The organism is Variovorax sp. Soil_C_39 (genome assembly GCF_057656815.1).
Map to the genome: position 1 here is coordinate 26,489 of NZ_JBDGJQ010000013.1, position 14,784 is coordinate 41,272.

Annotated in this window: 17 protein-coding genes and 1 riboswitch; of the genes, 10 read left to right on the plus strand and 7 right to left on the minus strand. The window is 68.0% G+C overall.

Annotation, left to right across the window (positions count from 1 at the left end):
• Window positions 1-16: 16 nt before the first annotated feature.
• Entirely contained in the window at window positions 17-952 is a 936-nt protein-coding gene (gene panE / locus AC3A6J_RS24370; RefSeq protein ID WP_487862582.1) for a 2-dehydropantoate 2-reductase, read from the minus strand.
• Between the two features lie 181 nt (window positions 953-1,133).
• On the opposite strand from panE, the gene AC3A6J_RS24375 reads away from it, so the two are divergent.
• A complete protein-coding gene (locus AC3A6J_RS24375) occupies window positions 1,134-1,691 on the plus strand; it encodes an NADPH-dependent FMN reductase (protein ID WP_487862583.1) in 558 nt (185 codons plus the stop codon).
• Between the two features lie 19 nt (window positions 1,692-1,710).
• On the opposite strand, the gene AC3A6J_RS24380 is transcribed toward AC3A6J_RS24375, so the two are convergent.
• Window positions 1,711-2,358: an FMN-dependent NADH-azoreductase gene (locus tag AC3A6J_RS24380; protein ID WP_487862584.1), complete on the minus strand. Its 648-nt coding sequence runs from the start codon at window positions 2,356-2,358 to the stop codon at window positions 1,711-1,713.
• Window positions 2,359-2,492: 134 nt separating this feature from the next.
• Between AC3A6J_RS24380 and AC3A6J_RS24385 the strand changes: the two genes are divergently transcribed.
• From AC3A6J_RS24385 to AC3A6J_RS24410, 6 genes are all read left to right on the plus strand, one after another.
• Window positions 2,493-3,407, plus strand: a complete 915-nt coding sequence (locus AC3A6J_RS24385; RefSeq protein ID WP_487862585.1) for a LysR family transcriptional regulator — start codon at window positions 2,493-2,495, stop codon at window positions 3,405-3,407.
• 195 nt (window positions 3,408-3,602) lie between these two features.
• Entirely contained in the window at window positions 3,603-4,619 is a 1,017-nt protein-coding gene (locus AC3A6J_RS24390) for a sulfate ABC transporter substrate-binding protein (protein WP_487862586.1), read from the plus strand.
• Window positions 4,620-5,507 (plus strand): sulfate ABC transporter permease subunit CysT, encoded by an 888-nt coding sequence (cysT, locus tag AC3A6J_RS24395; RefSeq protein WP_487862587.1) that lies wholly within the window; start codon window positions 4,620-4,622, stop codon window positions 5,505-5,507.
• Window position 5,508: 1 nt separating this feature from the next.
• Window positions 5,509-6,411, plus strand: coding sequence for a sulfate ABC transporter permease subunit CysW (gene cysW, locus AC3A6J_RS24400; RefSeq protein WP_487862588.1), 903 nt, complete (start codon window positions 5,509-5,511; stop codon window positions 6,409-6,411).
• A 20-nt stretch (window positions 6,412-6,431) separates the two neighbouring features.
• Window positions 6,432-7,529 (plus strand): sulfate/molybdate ABC transporter ATP-binding protein, encoded by a 1,098-nt coding sequence (locus tag AC3A6J_RS24405; protein WP_487862589.1) that lies wholly within the window; start codon window positions 6,432-6,434, stop codon window positions 7,527-7,529.
• Window positions 7,526-8,026: a disulfide bond formation protein B gene (locus AC3A6J_RS24410; protein WP_487862590.1), complete on the plus strand. Its 501-nt coding sequence runs from the start codon at window positions 7,526-7,528 to the stop codon at window positions 8,024-8,026. Before AC3A6J_RS24405 ends, AC3A6J_RS24410 begins: the two co-directional genes overlap by 4 nt.
• 3 nt (window positions 8,027-8,029) lie before the next feature.
• Here AC3A6J_RS24410 and AC3A6J_RS24415 read toward each other — a convergent pair whose 3' ends face one another.
• The 5 genes from AC3A6J_RS24415 to AC3A6J_RS24435 all read right to left on the minus strand — a co-directional run bounded on the left by AC3A6J_RS24415 (window position 8,030) and on the right by AC3A6J_RS24435 (window position 10,928).
• Window positions 8,030-8,722 carry a P-loop NTPase family protein gene (locus AC3A6J_RS24415; RefSeq protein WP_487862591.1) on the minus strand — a complete coding sequence of 231 codons (693 nt, stop codon included), beginning with the start codon at window positions 8,720-8,722 and terminating at the stop codon, window positions 8,030-8,032.
• 52 nt (window positions 8,723-8,774) lie between these two features.
• Window positions 8,775-9,200: a universal stress protein gene (locus AC3A6J_RS24420; RefSeq protein WP_487862592.1), complete on the minus strand. Its 426-nt coding sequence runs from the start codon at window positions 9,198-9,200 to the stop codon at window positions 8,775-8,777.
• 61 nt (window positions 9,201-9,261) lie between these two features.
• Entirely contained in the window at window positions 9,262-10,083 is an 822-nt protein-coding gene (locus tag AC3A6J_RS24425) for a sulfite exporter TauE/SafE family protein (RefSeq protein ID WP_487862593.1), read from the minus strand.
• A gap of 285 nt (window positions 10,084-10,368) precedes the next feature.
• Window positions 10,369-10,707 (minus strand): cell division protein ZapA, encoded by a 339-nt coding sequence (locus AC3A6J_RS24430; protein ID WP_487862594.1) that lies wholly within the window; start codon window positions 10,705-10,707, stop codon window positions 10,369-10,371.
• The gene (locus AC3A6J_RS24435) at window positions 10,704-10,928 is read right to left on the minus strand and encodes a DUF904 domain-containing protein (protein WP_487862595.1); all 225 of its coding nucleotides are present in this window, start codon (window positions 10,926-10,928) and stop codon (window positions 10,704-10,706) included. Before AC3A6J_RS24435 ends, AC3A6J_RS24430 begins: the two co-directional genes overlap by 4 nt.
• 37 nt (window positions 10,929-10,965) lie before the next feature.
• Window positions 10,966-11,218: riboswitch (cobalamin riboswitch) on the plus strand.
• Window positions 11,219-11,318: 100 nt separating this feature from the next.
• Here AC3A6J_RS24435 and AC3A6J_RS24440 point away from each other — a divergent pair.
• The 3 genes from AC3A6J_RS24440 to AC3A6J_RS24450 are packed head-to-tail and all read left to right on the plus strand — an operon-like array spanning window position 11,319 to window position 14,781.
• The gene (locus tag AC3A6J_RS24440; protein ID WP_487862596.1) at window positions 11,319-13,265 is read left to right on the plus strand and encodes a TonB-dependent receptor domain-containing protein; all 1,947 of its coding nucleotides are present in this window, start codon (window positions 11,319-11,321) and stop codon (window positions 13,263-13,265) included.
• A gap of 47 nt (window positions 13,266-13,312) precedes the next feature.
• A complete protein-coding gene (locus tag AC3A6J_RS24445) occupies window positions 13,313-13,888 on the plus strand; it encodes a bifunctional adenosylcobinamide kinase/adenosylcobinamide-phosphate guanylyltransferase (protein ID WP_487862597.1) in 576 nt (191 codons plus the stop codon).
• Window positions 13,885-14,781: an ABC transporter substrate-binding protein gene (locus AC3A6J_RS24450; protein WP_487862598.1), complete on the plus strand. Its 897-nt coding sequence runs from the start codon at window positions 13,885-13,887 to the stop codon at window positions 14,779-14,781. Before AC3A6J_RS24445 ends, AC3A6J_RS24450 begins: the two co-directional genes overlap by 4 nt.
• Window positions 14,782-14,784 lie beyond the last annotated feature (3 nt).

A 14,784-nucleotide genomic window follows, 5' to 3' on the forward strand; every position in this document is an offset into this window, starting at 1 on the left:
GTGGGCGTTTCAGGCTTCAGGCGGACGCGTTCGCGCGGCGCGCTTCGTAGGCCTTGAGGTGGACGTAGGCGGTGCGCAGCACCGAGGGCGCAGACGAGGCGCCGGCAGGCGCCGCCCGGCCGAGCAGGTCGCCGACGATGTGGTCGGCTTCCACCGGCGCCCCGCGCACGATGTCCTTGTACATCGAGGCGGTCATCGGCGAACCGGCGGTGGTCAGCATGGCGCGGCCGCGCTCGATGGCGGCGGGGCGCGGCGCAAAGCCGTTGTGCGCCGCGATGGCGCAGCATTCATCGAAGATCGCGAGCGCCACGTCGCGGCCGCCCGCGGCCACGACGTCGCCGATGCTGGCGCGCATCAGACTCGTGAGGCCCGCGGCCGAGGCGATGAAGACCCACTTCTCCCACATGTCCTGCGAAATGTCCTCGCTCAGGCTGGCGTCGAAGCCGGCGCCGGCGAACTGGGCGGCGATCGCGTCGACCCGCGCCGAGCGCCCGCCCGCGCGCTCGCCGAAGCGCAGGCCGTGCAGGTCGTTCAGGTGCAGCACGCGGCCTTCGTCGTCGAGCGTGGCCGAGATCATGCAGAGGCCGCCAAGCACGCGCTCGCCGCCGAAGCGCTCGGCCAGCCGATCGACATGGCCCATCCCGTTCAGCAGCGGAAGGATCACGGTCTCGGTCCCGACCGCGGGCGCGAAGGAATCCATCGTCGCGTCGAGGTCGTAGGCCTTGCTGCCGACCACGATCACGTCGTAGGGCGCCTCGATGTCCTCGGCGAGTACATGCCGCGGCGAGGGGAGGTTCAGGTTGCCGAACGGGCTCTGCACCACCAGCCCGGTGCGGGCGATCTGCGCAGCGCGGCGGGGCCGCAGCAGGAAGGTGACGTCGCGGCCGGCCTCGAGCAGCCGTCCACCGAAATAGCCGCCGAGCGCGCCGGCGCCCACCATCAGAAATCTCATGCGATTCGCTCCAGCATCAAGGAATAGACCCGGGCCATGATGCCTTCGATCGCGCGTGCCTGCTGGGCGTGGCACAAAGCCAGCCCGGGCGAAGCGCTTTCATCGAAAAGGTCTTGGGGCTTCGCATAATCTTGCGGACCGGCCCTTTTCTTTTTATCCCCCCTTTCTAGGAGACTCATCCATGAGCCAGACCCGGATCGCTGTCGTCGTCGGCAGCCTGCGCAAGGATTCGTTCAACCAGAAGCTGGCGCTCGCGCTGGCACACCTGGCGCCCTCGGACTTCACCTTCGAGCATGTGCGCATCGACGACCTGCCGCTGTACAACCAGGACGACGACGGCAACCAGGCGCCTTCGGTGAGGCGGCTCAAGAGCGAGATCGCGGCGGCGCAGGGCCTGCTGTTCGTGACGCCCGAGTACAACCGCTCGTTCCCGGGGGTGCTGAAGAACGCGATCGACCACGCCTCGCGGCCCTACGGACAGAGCGCGTGGGGCGGCAAGCCGGCCGGCGTGCTCGGCGTGTCGGTGGGCGCCACCGGCACCGCGCTGGCGCAGCAGCACCTGCGCAACGTGTTGGCCTACCTCGACGCGCCCACGCTCGGTGCGCCCGAGGTGTTTCTGCAGGCCAAGGACGACCTGTTCGACGACCGCGGACACATCGGCAACGAAGGAACAAAGAAATTCCTGCAGGGCTGGATGGACAAGTACGTGGCCTGGGTCAAGGCCCACTCGGCGGCCTGAAGCCGCCGGGTGTCGTGGTTCAGGCCGCCTGGGCGACGTTCTTCTGGTTCGCGGCCTCGGCCGTGGCCGCGAGGATGTCGCTGCGCGCCGCGGCCAGCGCCGCAGCCTTGGGCGCATCGCCCATCGCCACGCCTTCGGCGCGCACGAAGCGCACGTCGGTGATGCCGAAGAAGCCGAAGATCACCTTGAGGTAGCTTTCCTGGTGCTCCGTGGCCTGGCCGCCCTCGGTGGTCGAGTAGACGCCGCCGCGGCTCGAGGCCACGATGACCGTCTTGCCGCCGGCCAGGCCTACGGGGCCGGTCTCGGTGTACTTGAAGGTGCGGCCGGGCTGGGCCAGGCGATCGATCCAGGCCTTGAGCTGGGTCGGGATCGAGAAGTTGTAGAGCGGCGCACCGATCACCACCACATCGGCGGCGAGAAACTGGCTCACCAGCTTTTCGGACAGGGCGTTCTCGCGCAGCTGGGCTTCGGTGGGCTGGGCCTGCATGCCGATCTTCGCGCCCAGCGCATCGGCGCCGAAGTGCGGCGGTGCGTCGGCGGCGAGATCGAGGTACTCGACCGTGGTATCAGGATGCGCGGCCTTCCAGGCGGCCACGGTCTCGGCCGTGAGCAAGCGCGAAACCGAACCGGCGGCCAGAACGCTGGCGTCGACGTGGAGCAACTTCATGATCAATCTTTCTTGTGTGTGAGGGGCCGGTGCTCGAAACGTGACCGGCGATGAGTAATTCTATTTTTGGTGCGAGTGGGTGATAAGTAGCCATTTTTTGACTACATCGTTCCAATTGCAGGACAATTCGACCCATGCAGGATCTCAACGACATGGTTTTCTTCGCCGAGGTGGCCGAGCGCGGCGGCTTTGCCGCGGCCAGCCGGGCGCTCGGCATTCCCAAATCGCGCCTGTCGCGCCGCGTGGCCGAGCTCGAAGCGCGGCTCGGCGTGCAGTTGATGCAGCGCAGTACGCGCCGGCTGTCGCTCACGCCGGCCGGCGAAATCTTTCTGCGCCATGCAGCCGCGGTGCGTGACGCGGCGCAGGCCGCGACCGAAGCGGTGGCGCAGGTGCACACCGAACCGTGCGGCACGGTCCGCCTGGCGTGCCCGATCACCATCGCCCACAGCGGGCTCGCGCAATTGCTGCCGCGCTTCATGGCGCTTTACCCAGCGGTGCGCGTCGACATGCGCGTGATGAACCGGCCAGTCGACCTGATCGAGGAGGGCATCGACATCGCGCTTCGCGTGCGCCCCGAGATCGAAGACAGCACCACGTTGGTCGCCAAGGTGCTGGGCACCAGCCGAGGCGTGCTGGTGGCCCGCCCCGACCTGCTGCAGCGGCTGGGGCCGGTCGCCTCGCCGGCCGACCTTGCGCGACTGCCGACCGCCGCCATGTCCGCCAACGGCGAAGGCCGCAGCGAATGGCGGCTCGAGGGCCCGAACGGCGAGAGCCACGTGCACCTGCACACGCCGCGCTACGTGGCGGACGACCTCGCCACGCTCCAGGCCGCGGCGCTCGAGGGCGTGGGTGCGGCGCTGCTGCCCGACTACATGTGCCGCGCCGACCTCGAGGCCGGCCGCCTCGCGCGGGTGCTGCCCGACTGGGGGCCGGCGCCCGTCATTGCGCACATCGTGTTCCCGGCGCGGCGGGCGATGGTGCCGGCGGTGCGCCGGCTGATCGACTTTCTGGTCGAGCACCTGAGCGGCGGGGCGACCACGATGTACTAGCCTTATGTTGAAAACGCCATAACCAAACAAGCAGATATTCGTTTGGGATCGACGCCGCCGTTCGCACAATCGCAGGCGCCACCAGGCACAAGGACACACAGACCAGATTGATTGCCGCACCCGTGCAAGCCGGGTCGCGGCGGGACTGCAGGCAGAATGCGGACCGCGACATTTCCAGAAGACCTTCGCAACACCATGAAATCCAGATTCAAGACCTTCACCGCCGTGCTCGTGCTGGCATCTTCCGCTCTCGGGGGGGGCAGCGCCCTGGCGCAGTCCAGTACGCTGCTCAACGCGTCGTACGACGTGGCGCGCGAGTTCTACAAGGACTACAACGCCGCCTTCGTGGCCCATTACAAGAAGACCACCGGCAAGGACGTGAAGATCGACCAGTCGCATGGCGGCTCGAGCGCACAGGCCCGCTCCGTGGCCGACGGCCTCGATGCCGACGTGGTCACCATGAACACCACCACCGACATCGACTTCCTCGCCAGCACGGGCGTGGTTGCGAAAGACTGGAACAAGAAGTTCCCCGAGAACGCCGCACCGACCACCTCGACCATGCTGCTGCTCGTGCGCAAGGGCAATCCCAAGGGCATCAAGGACTGGGACGACCTGGTCAAGCCGGGCGTCCAGGTGGTGGTCGTCAACCCGAAGACCGGCGGCAACGGCCGCTATGCGTACCTTGCGGCCTGGGGCTACATCAAGAAGAAGGGCGGCACCGACGCGCAGGCGGCGGAGTTCGTCGGCAAGCTGTTCAAGAACGTGCCGGTGCTGGCACGCGGCGGGCGCGACGCGACCACCGCCTTCCTGCAGCGCAACATCGGCGACGCGCTGATCACCTTCGAGTCGGAAGTGGTCTCCATCGACCGCGACTTCGGCACGGGCAAGGTCGACTCCGTCTATCCGTCGATCAGCATCGTGGCCGAGAACCCGGTTGCCATCGTCGAGCGCACGGTCAAGAAGAAGGGCACCGGCGAACTGGCCAAGGCCTACCTCGACTGGCTCTATTCCGAAGAGGCGCAGGAAATCGCGGCCAAGCATGCGCTGCGCCCGCGCTCGCAGGCGGTACTCAAGAAGCACGCCGCCACTTTCAAGCCGCTGCAGCTCTTCACGGTGCAGGAACTCTTCGGCAGCCTCGGCGAGGCGCAGAAGGTGCACTTCAACGACGGCGGCCAGTTCGACAAGCTCTACACCCCCGGCGGAAAGTAAATGAGCGGCGCTGTCTCTTCGGCGCTCCCGTCCGCGGGAGCGCCGCTTTCGCGTGGGAACAGGGCAGGGGCCAGCAAGCGCGTGCTGCCGGGCTTCCACATCACGCTCGGCTTCTCGATCTTCTATCTCTGCCTGATCGTGCTGATCCCGCTGTCGGCGCTGGTGTTCAAGACCTTCGCGCTGACCTGGGAGCAGTTCTGGGAGGCCGTGACCGCCCCGCGCGTGATGGCCTCGTACCGGCTGACCTTCGGCGCCTCGCTGCTCGCGGCCATGGTGAATGCCGTGTTCGGGCTGCTCGTGGCCTGGGTGCTGGTGCGCTACAAGTTTCCGGGCAAGCGCATCGTCGATGCGCTGGTCGACCTGCCTTTCGCGCTGCCGACGGCGGTGGCGGGCATTTCGCTCACCGCGCTGCTCGCGGGTAACGGCTGGATCGGGCAATGGCTCGAGCCGCACGGCATCAAGCTCGCCTTCACGCCGGCCGGCGTGGTGGTGGCACTGATCTTCATCGGGCTGCCGTTCGTGGTGCGCACGGTGCAGCCGGTGCTCGAAGACGCCGAGAAAGAGCTCGAAGAGGCCGCCACCTCGCTCGGCGCCACACGCCTGCAGACCTTCACCAAGGTGATCTTCCCCTCGATCGCGCCGGCGCTGCTCACCGGCTTTGCCATGGCCTTCGCGCGTGCGATCGGCGAATACGGCTCGGTGATCTTCATCGCGGGCAACATGCCGATGATCTCGGAGATCACGCCGCTGATCATCATCGGCAAGCTCGAGCAGTACGACTTCGCGGGCGCCACGGCGGTCGCGCTGGTGATGCTGGTCATTTCGTTCCTGCTGCTGCTCGTCATCAACGGCCTGCAAGCGTGGCAGCGCCACAGGGCGGGAGCCTGACATGGGAGCACCCTCCAAAGTCATCCGCCGCACGCAGGCCGGCACCACCGAATCCGCATGGGTGCGCTGGCTCTTGATCGGCATCGCGCTGGCGTTCATGTTCCTGTTCCTGGTGCTGCCGCTCGCCGCGGTGGCGACCGAGGCGCTGCGCAAGGGCGTCGACGCCTACGTCGAGGCGCTGAAGGAGCCCGACGCCTGGAGCGCGATCCGCCTGACGCTGATCGTCGCCGCCATCTCGGTGCCGATGAACCTCGTGTTCGGCGTGGCCGCCGCCTGGGCCATCGCCAAGTTCGAGTTCCGCGGCAAGGCCTTCCTGACCACGCTGGTCGACCTGCCTTTCGCGGTGTCGCCGGTGGTCGCGGGCCTGATCTACGTGCTGGTGTTCGGCGCGCAGGGCTGGTTCGGGCCCTGGCTGGCCGAGCACGACATCAAGATCATCTTCGCGGTGCCCGGCATCGTGCTGGCGACCGTGTTCGTGACCTTTCCTTTCATCGCGCGCGAACTCATCCCGTTGATGCAGGCGCAGGGCACCGACGAGGAGCAGGCGGCCATCGTGCTCGGCGCGACCGGCTGGCAGACCTTCTGGCGTGTGACGCTGCCCAACATCAAGTGGGGCCTGCTGTACGGCGTGATCCTGTGCAACGCGCGCGCCATGGGCGAGTTCGGCGCGGTGTCGGTGGTGTCGGGTCACATTCGCGGCCAGACCAACACCATGCCGCTGCACGTCGAAGTGCTCTACAACGAATACCAGTCGGTCGCGGCCTTTGCCGTCGCTTCGCTGCTGGCGATCCTCGCGCTGGTCACGCTCGTGATCAAGACCGTGATCGAGTGGCGCCACGAGCGCGAGATGAAGGCCATCGCCGAGCTGCCGCCCGAGCGGCCTGCCGGCGCCACGGCGGCCTGAGTGAGAAGGAACAACAAGACATGAGCATCGAAATCCGCAACATCAGCAAGCAGTTCGGCGACTTCCGCGCGCTGGCCGACGTCAACCTCGACGTGGGCTCGGGCGAACTGGTCGCACTGCTCGGCCCCTCGGGCTGCGGCAAGACCACGCTGCTGCGCATCATCGCGGGGCTGGAGACGGCCGACACCGGCAGCATCCTGTTCGCGGGCGAGGACACCACCGACGTGCACGTGCGCGAGCGGCAGGTGGGCTTCGTGTTCCAGCACTACGCGCTGTTCCGCCACATGACAGTGTTCGAGAACGTGGCCTTCGGCCTGCGCGTGAAGCCGCGCCGCGAGCGCCCGAGCGAGGCGCAGATCAAGGCCAAGGTGACCGACCTGCTCAAGCTGGTGCAGCTCGACTGGCTGGCCGACCGCTACCCGTCGCAACTCTCGGGCGGGCAGCGCCAGCGCATCGCCCTGGCGCGCGCGCTGGCGGTCGAGCCCAAGGTGCTGCTGCTCGACGAGCCCTTCGGCGCGCTCGACGCCAAGGTGCGCAAGGAACTGCGCCGCTGGCTGCGTCGGCTGCACGACGAGCTGCACGTGACCTCGATCTTCGTCACGCACGACCAGGAAGAGGCGCTCGAGGTGGCCGACCGCGTGGTCGTCATCAACAAGGGCCGCATCGAGCAGGTCGGCTCGCCGCAGGAGGTGTGGGACCAGCCCGCGAGCCCGTTCGTCTACGGCTTCCTCGGCGACGTGAACCTGTTCCATGGCCGGGCCGATGCCGGCACGGTGCAGCTCGACGGCATGCGCCTCGATTCGCCCGAACACAGCGGCGCGCGCGGCGCCAAAGCCATGGCCTATGTGCGGCCGCACGACCTGAGCGTGGAGCGCTACACCGCCGGCGCGACCGGCATCGTGGCCACGCTGTCGCGCGCCATCGTGGTCGGGCCGATCGCACGGCTGGAACTTGAGCCCACCGAAACGAATCCAGATAATCCGGGCTCCGGAACCATCATCGAGGCGCAAATCCCTGCGCAACAGTTCCGCGACCTGGGCTTGAACGAGGGCGACACCGTGGTCGCCACGCCGCGCAAGGCCAGGGTGTTCGTCGAAGAAGATTGGGTTTCCCCTTGATCGCTTGGTATTTCGGCGCGCCGCGCCGCGCGCTTGCCCTGATCTGCCTCGCCTGCGTGCTGATGCTCGCATTCGGGCTCTACCTGCAGCATGTCGTGGGGCTCGAGCCCTGTCCCATGTGCATCGTGCAGCGCTATGCGCTGATGCTGGTGGCGATCTTCTCGGGTCTGGCGGCGCTGTTCCGCCAGCGCGGCCTGCAGCGCGCGGGTACGGCGCTGGCGCTGGTCTCGGCCATCGGCGGGGCCTACACCGCGGCCGCGCAGAGCTGGCTGCAGTGGTATCCGCCCGAGGTCGTTTCCTGCGGTCGCGACCTGTACGGAATGATCGAGACCTTCCCGCTCAAGCGCGCGCTGCCGATGATCTTCCGCGGTGGCGGCGACTGCTCGAAGATCGACTGGTCGCTGTTCGGCCTGACGCTCGCGAACTGGTCGTTCGTGGCCTTCGCGGTGCTCTCGGTGCTGCTGCTGGTGCTGCTGTTTCGCCGCCCGAGGGGCTGATTGCTAGAGAGGCAGCGTGTCGAAGGCTGCGTAAGCGGTCGCGAGCCACGACTTGACGCGCTGGCGCTCCAGCAGGCCGAGTGCCTGCGGGCTTTCGCGGTCGTTCACCGCCTTCCAGAAGCTGGTGCTCTGCGCATCGATCTTGCGCATGCTGGCCTCGTGCAGGCGCGGCAGTGCGATCACGCGCGCGCCGGCGGCCGTGGCTTTCGAGAGCGACTGCGACGCGAGCAGCATGCCGAAGTCGCTGCCGCGGCCGTAGTTCTGCACCACGATGTAGTTGGGCCGCTTGCCGAAGGTGTCGATCAGCGTGCCGAGCAGGTCGCTCGAATCCTTGCCATCGTCGAGCACGTGCCAGAAGTTGACGGCCACGCCGAGCTCGTCGAACACGTCGAACAGGTCCGACTCCTTGATCCACCGCGCGAGCGGCGCAAGCGTCTGCGCCGCGAGGTCGACGATCACGCTTTGCTGCGGGTTGGTCTCGAAGCCGTTGACCACGGTGTCGAGCCCTTCGAAGCTGTCGACCACGACGGGCGAGGCAAAGCCTTCGTAGAAGCGCGTGAACGAGCTGTGCGAGCGGTCGGTGTCGAAGCCGGTGAAGGGCCGGCTGTGGTCGATGAAGTACTGCGCCAGCACGCGCGCGGTGACCGACTTGCCGACCCCGCCTTTCTCGCCGCCAATGAAGTTGATGGAAGCCATGGTTGATCCGGTCGTTGGGGAAGCCTCCCCACTGTAACCGGGCAGCCTGCTGCTACTGCACCAGCAGCACCGAGGTGTCGGTTTCCGAGATCACCTTGGTGGCGACCGAGCCCATCAGCGCGCGGCCGAGGATGCCGTGGCCATGGGTGCCGAGCACGATGAGCTGTGCCTTCGACGCGGTGGCGGCCTTGAGGATCTCCTCGGCAGCATGGCCGTGGCGCTTGTCGACCGTATAGCTGCTCACGCCTTCCTTGGCGAGCAGGGCGACGACCGGATCGAGCACCTTGGTGCTCTCCTCGGTGTAGTACTCGTCGAGCACTTCCTTGCTGAGGTGGCGCGTGACATGGCCCGAGATGCCGGTGACCACGTGGACCACGACGAGCTCGTGGCCGTCCACGAACATCGACCGGTTGGCCAGCAGGTAGTTGAGGGCCTTCTGGGTGTACGGGCTGCCGTCGACTGCGATAAGGATTTTCATCCGGCCGTTATACGGCCCGGCCCCGCGCACCGCAACCGATCAACCCGGCATCGGAAGGGCTTTAGCCCGTCAGCCCCTTCCAGAGCATGTAGGCAGCGAGCACGTACAGGATGCTCGCGAACACGCGTTTGAGCTTCTTGACCGGTAGGCTGTGCGCCGCCTTGGCGCCGAGCGGCGCCGTGAGCACGCTGGCCAGTGCGATCACCGCGAGCGCCGGCAGCCAGATGTAGCCGAACGAGCCGGCCGGCAGCCCCTGGACCGATTGCCCACTGATGACGTAGCCCGCCACGTTGGCCACCGCGATCGGAAAGCCGAGCGCGGCGCTGGTGGCCACGGCGTTGTGGATCGAGATGTTGCACCAGGTCATGAACGGCACGCTGACGAAGCCGCCGCCCGCGCCGACCAGGCCCGAGATGAAGCCGATCGCGCCGCCCGCCGACAGCTGCCCTGCGGTGCCGGGCATCTGGCGCGTGGGCTTGGGCTTGCGGTCGAGGAACATCTGCGTGGCCGAGAAGCCCACGAACAGCGCGAACACGATCGCGAGCACCGTGCCCTTGAGCAGCGCGAACACGCCCATGCTGCCGATCAGGCTGCCGATGATGATGCCGGGCGCGAGGCGCCGCACGATGTCCCAGCGCACCGCGCCGCGCTTGTGGTGCGCGCGCACGCTCGAGATCGAGGTGAAGATGATCGTGGCCATCGAGGTGGCGATCGCCATCTTCACGGCCAGATCACCCGGTACGCCGCGGTGCCCCACGATGATCGTGATGAACGGCACCATGAGCATCCCGCCGCCGATGCCGAGCAGGCCTGCAAGGAAACCGGTGCCAAGGCCGAGTGCGGCCAGTTCGGCGATCAGGATGGGGTCGAGCAGGGAATTCACGCGCAGCAGAGCCTCGAGAAAAAGCAACGGCCCCGTGCAGTGAATGCAGGGGCCGCAAGAACGAAAAAAAGGTGTCTGCGAGTGGGCGCCGAACCCGCATCCTGAACCAGGGTTCAGGTGGGCGAGGGCAGCAAGACTTCGGGTTCATCTGACGCGAGATGATCACACCCGTCGAGCGATGTACCAAGCCCGGCTCCGGAGAGCATTGGAACAAGGAAATATTAAGCCCGACGCGCACCGCAGACAGTGCCGATTTTACGCCCGGCTGGCGCCGGGTGCCTGCACTCAGAGTAAATGGTCATCGCCCGCGAGGGCTTGATCGAGTTTCTGAATGATCTGGGCGGCCTTGGCATCGGTTTCGACGTCGCTCGAAACAGCTGCGGACGGTTCGTCCATGGCGGCAGGCGCGGCCGCCGCAGCGACCTGCTGCGAGGCCAGGTCGAAAGCCAGGTTCAGCGAGGCCAGCACCGCGATGCGGTCGCGCGCCTTGACCTTGCCTGCATCGCGGATCTTGCACATGGCCGCATCGACGCGCTCGACGGCGTCGCGCAGCTGCGCCTCGCCGTCTTCGGGACAGCCGAGCAGATAGCTCTGGCCCATGATCTGAACTTCGATCTGCTTCATGCGGAGGAATCTTCGGGGGGTGGTTCGACGGGCAGCCGCTCGAGCAGGGCGTCGAGCCGCGTGCGGGCCGCGGCGAGCCGCGACTTCAGGGCGTCACGCTCGCGCGTGAGTGCCTCGAGCTGCTCCTGCAGCAGCGCATTGGTGCGCTGCACCTCTTCATGACGCACGAGCAGGCGGTCCACACGCTCGGCGATCTGGTCGATGGGGCTGGAGGCGGGCATGGTTGGCGATGATAGCGTTAACCAAGCTGGAGCCTGCCCTAGAATCCCGCTTGTTGGTGCCTGCGGCTTGGTTCACGCGCCGCGGTTCAACGGGAAGCAGGAGTGGAGGCCCTTTTTCGGAAACGAAGACCGGGCCGAAGCCGCCTGCGCTGCCCCCGCAACGGTCAAGCAGTCGACGCCTCGCGCGTCAACCCCATCCATCCAGCCACTGGGCGCCCTGAAACAGGTGCCTGGGAAGGCGGTGGGGTCGCACTGCCAGCCCGGATACCGGCCAACGAGGCGGCTGCCGCATGGACCCGACGATCTTCGAAGGGTGCGTGCAGCAGCCATTGCGCCCAACCGCCGGCGGGGAAGCCGGCGACGGGCATCAGACGTTCGTTCGTTTCATCCATGACTTCCTGCCTTCCAGTATCCATTGGCCGTGCGCCTGCGCGCCGCCTTCGCCTTGCCTGCCTTCCGCTCGCACTCGTATCCACTTTCGGCGGCACCGCGCTGCTGCAGCTGCCTCTTGCCGCGCATGCCCAGCCGGAGCTTGTCGCCTCGCTCGGCGAGACGGTGGTCACGGCCAACCGCACGCCGCAGCGGCTTTCCGATCTTGTGGGCGACGTGTCGGTCGTCGACCGCGAGACCATCGAACGCAGCGGCGCCACCGGTGTGGCCGACGTGCTCGCACGCCTGCCCGGCATCGAGATTTCGCGCAGCGGCGGCGTGGCCAACACCACGAGTCTGTTCATCCGCGGCGCCGAGACGCGCTTCACGGCGGTGTACATCGACGGCGTGCGCGTCGATTCGCAATCGACCGGTGGCGCCGCCTGGGAAAGCATTCCGCTGGCGCAGATCGATCGCATCGAGGTGCTGCGCGGGCCTGCCGCTGCGGTGTACGGTTCGGACGCAGTGGGCGGCGTGATCCAGCTCTTCACGCGGCGCGGCGAAGAGGGCGTGGCGCCCTACGCGGGCATCGGCTTCGGCAGCCACGGCCTGCGCCGGGCCGAGGCAGGCGTGAGCGGCAAGTCGGGAGCCTTCGACTACTCGCTCGGCGTGTCGCACGAAGAAAGCAAGGGCTTCAACGTGCTCCCGATGGACAAGCGCACACCCTCGCGCGACGGCTTCACCAGCCCCGACCGCGACGGCTACCGCACCAGTGCCGGCAACCTGCGCCTGGGCTATGAATTGGCGCCCGGCCAGCGGCTCGAGGCCACGCTGCTCTACAGCGACAGCGACGCCGGCTACGACGCGCCCGTCAGCTTCAGGACCCGGCCACCGATCCGCTTCAAAGACGACGTGTCGAGCAGCACGCTGCAGACCGCGGGCCTTTCGTGGTCGGCCCGCTGGAACGACATCTACAGCACGCGCGTGCAGGTGACCGATTCGCAGTCGGTCTACCGCACGCAGCCATCGTTCTACGGCACCGACACCCGGCTGCGCGGCTACCTGTTCCAGAACGAGTTCCGCTTCGGCGCGCACCTCGTGACCGCGACGCTCGAACGCCGCGAGGATGTGCTCGAGAACGCGCCCACCACCAGCAGCGGCCTGTTCTCGCGCGACCGCTCGCAGGATGCGGTGTCGCTCGGCTACGGTTTCGTGCAGGGCCCGCATTCGCTGCAGCTGCACGTGCGGCACGACAACGACAGCGAGTTCGGCGGCAAGACCACCGGCAGCGCGGCCTACGGCTATGCCATCACGCCGAAGCTGCGCGCCACGGTGTCGGCCGGCACGGCGTTCCGCGCGCCGACGCTGTACCAGCGCTTCAGCGAGTACGGCAACGCGGCGCTCAAGCCCGAGTCGGCCCGCAACGTCGAACTGGGCCTGCAGTACACCGACGGCGACACGCACGCGGGCATCGTGGTCTACCAGAACCGGGTCAGCAACCTGATCGTCTTCGACGGCACGGCAACCGGCTGCAGTTCGGACTTCGGCTGCTATGCGAGCACTGCGCGCGCGCGCTACCGCGGCGTGACGCTCTCGGGCGGCCACCGCATCGGCGACGTCACGCTGCGCGCCTCGGCCGACTTCCAGGACCCGCGCGACCTCGACACCGACAACCTGCTCGCACGCCGCGCGCGCCGCCACGCCACCCTGGGCGCCGACTGGCGCGTCGGCGGCTGGACACTGGGCGCCGAGGTACAGGCGTCGAGCAAGCGCTTCGACGACGCGGCCAACACCCGCGAGCTCCGCGGCTACGCCGTGCTGAACCTCGTGGCCAGCACGCAGCTCACGCGCGACATCGGTCTGGTCGCACGCATCGACAATGCGGGCGACAAGGACTACATGCTCGCGCGCGGCTATGCCACGGGCGGGCGCAACGCCTACCTCGGCCTCAAGTGGACGCCGCGGTAGGCGCGCCAAAGCCAAGCACGCCAAGCACGCCACACCGCGACATGCCCATGACCTTTCGGCACGAATTCATCCTGGGCGGCCAGAAGAGCGGCAAGTCGCGGCGCGCCGAGCAGCGCGCCATCGACTGGCTGGCCGAGGCCCCCGCGGTGCGGCACGCCGTGCTGATCGCGACCGCGCAGGCCCACGACGACGAGATGCGCGTGCGCATCGCGCGCCACCAGGCCGACCGCGCCGCACGCGTGCCGGCCATGGCCGCGGTGGAGGAGCCGGTCGAGCTGGCCCGTGCGATCGTCAGCCACAGTACGGCCGACACGCTGGTGGTGGTCGACTGCCTTACGCTCTGGCTCACCAACCTGCTGATGCCGCTGCGCTCGGCACAGGCGCGGCCCGTCACGCGCACGCCCGCACTGCATGCCGGCATGCTGCTCGCGGCGCTGCGCGACGCGCGCGGGCCGGTGGTGCTGGTCGGCAACGAGATCGGCCTGGGCGTGATCCCGCTCGGCGGCGAGACCCGGGCCTTCGTCGATGCGCTCGGCCGACTCAACCAGGACGTGGCCGCCGCCTGCGGGCGCGTCACGCTGATGGCCGCGGGCCTGCCGCTGACACTGAAGGCCCCTGCATGAAGACAAAGAAGATGAACACGAAACCGAGGCCGCGGCGGTGGCGCGCATTCCCGCTCGCGGCCGTGCTCGGCCTGGCCGCGCTGTGCGCGCAGGCGCTCGAAGTGACCGACGAGCGCGGCGTGAAGGTGAACCTGCCGCAGCCGCCGCAGCGCATCGTCTCGCTGCTGCCCTCGTTGACCGAAGGCGTCTGCGCACTGGGCGCATGTTCGCGCCTGGTTGGCGTCGACAACTACTCCAACTCGCCGGCCGCGGTGCGTGGCCTGCCGCAACTCGGCGGCGGGCTCGACCCGAACGTCGAGGCGATCGTCGCCCTGCGCCCCGATGCCGTGCTGCTCGCGAAATCGTCGCGCGTGACGCAACGGCTCGAGGCCCTGGGCCTCAAGGTGCTGGTGCTCGAACCCCAGCGCCATGCCGACGTGCAGCGCGTGCTCGGCACGCTCGACCAGGTGCTCGGCACGCGCGAAGCGCCGGCGGTCTGGCGCGCGATCGACGCCAGCGTGTCGGCCGCGGCGCAATCGGTGCCGGCGGCGGCGCGAGGCCTGCGCGTGTATTTCGAAGTCAACAACGCGCCCTATGCGGCCGGCGAATCCTCGTTCATCGGCGAAACCCTGTCGCGGCTCGGCGCGCGCAACATCGTGCCCGCCGCGCTCGGGCCCTTTCCCAAGCTCAACCCCGAATACGTGGTGCGCGCCGATCCCGACCTGATCATGGTCAGCATGCGCAGCGCCCAGGGCCTCGAGCAACGCCCGGGCTGGAGCGGCATCCGCGCGGTGCGCGAAGGCCGCATCTGCCGCTTCGACCCCGCGCAGTCCGACATCCTCGTGCGCCCGGGGCCGCGCATGGACGAGGCCGCGCGGCTGATGGCGCGTTGCCTCGCCGAGAAGGGCAGCTGAATG

Excerpts from the sequence above, each read along its gene's own strand:
- panE (WP_487862582.1), bottom strand. The coding sequence starts at position 952 with ATGAGATTTCTGATGGTGGGCGCCGGCGCGCTCGGCGGCTATTTCGGT.
- AC3A6J_RS24375 (WP_487862583.1), top strand. The coding sequence starts at position 1,134 with ATGAGCCAGACCCGGATCGCTGTCGTCGTCGGCAGCCTGCGCAAGGAT.
- AC3A6J_RS24380 (WP_487862584.1), bottom strand. The coding sequence starts at position 2,358 with ATGAAGTTGCTCCACGTCGACGCCAGCGTTCTGGCCGCCGGTTCGGTT.
- AC3A6J_RS24385 (WP_487862585.1), top strand. The coding sequence starts at position 2,493 with ATGCAGGATCTCAACGACATGGTTTTCTTCGCCGAGGTGGCCGAGCGC.
- AC3A6J_RS24390 (WP_487862586.1), top strand. The coding sequence starts at position 3,603 with ATGAAATCCAGATTCAAGACCTTCACCGCCGTGCTCGTGCTGGCATCT.
- cysT (WP_487862587.1), top strand. The coding sequence starts at position 4,620 with ATGAGCGGCGCTGTCTCTTCGGCGCTCCCGTCCGCGGGAGCGCCGCTT.
- cysW (WP_487862588.1), top strand. The coding sequence starts at position 5,509 with ATGGGAGCACCCTCCAAAGTCATCCGCCGCACGCAGGCCGGCACCACC.
- AC3A6J_RS24405 (WP_487862589.1), top strand. The coding sequence starts at position 6,432 with ATGAGCATCGAAATCCGCAACATCAGCAAGCAGTTCGGCGACTTCCGC.
- AC3A6J_RS24415 (WP_487862591.1), bottom strand. The coding sequence starts at position 8,722 with ATGGCTTCCATCAACTTCATTGGCGGCGAGAAAGGCGGGGTCGGCAAG.
- AC3A6J_RS24420 (WP_487862592.1), bottom strand. The coding sequence starts at position 9,200 with ATGAAAATCCTTATCGCAGTCGACGGCAGCCCGTACACCCAGAAGGCC.
- AC3A6J_RS24430 (WP_487862594.1), bottom strand. The coding sequence starts at position 10,707 with ATGAAGCAGATCGAAGTTCAGATCATGGGCCAGAGCTATCTGCTCGGC.
- AC3A6J_RS24435 (WP_487862595.1), bottom strand. The coding sequence starts at position 10,928 with ATGCCCGCCTCCAGCCCCATCGACCAGATCGCCGAGCGTGTGGACCGC.
- AC3A6J_RS24440 (WP_487862596.1), top strand. The coding sequence starts at position 11,319 with ATGACTTCCTGCCTTCCAGTATCCATTGGCCGTGCGCCTGCGCGCCGC.
- AC3A6J_RS24445 (WP_487862597.1), top strand. The coding sequence starts at position 13,313 with ATGACCTTTCGGCACGAATTCATCCTGGGCGGCCAGAAGAGCGGCAAG.
- AC3A6J_RS24450 (WP_487862598.1), top strand. The coding sequence starts at position 13,885 with ATGAAGACAAAGAAGATGAACACGAAACCGAGGCCGCGGCGGTGGCGC.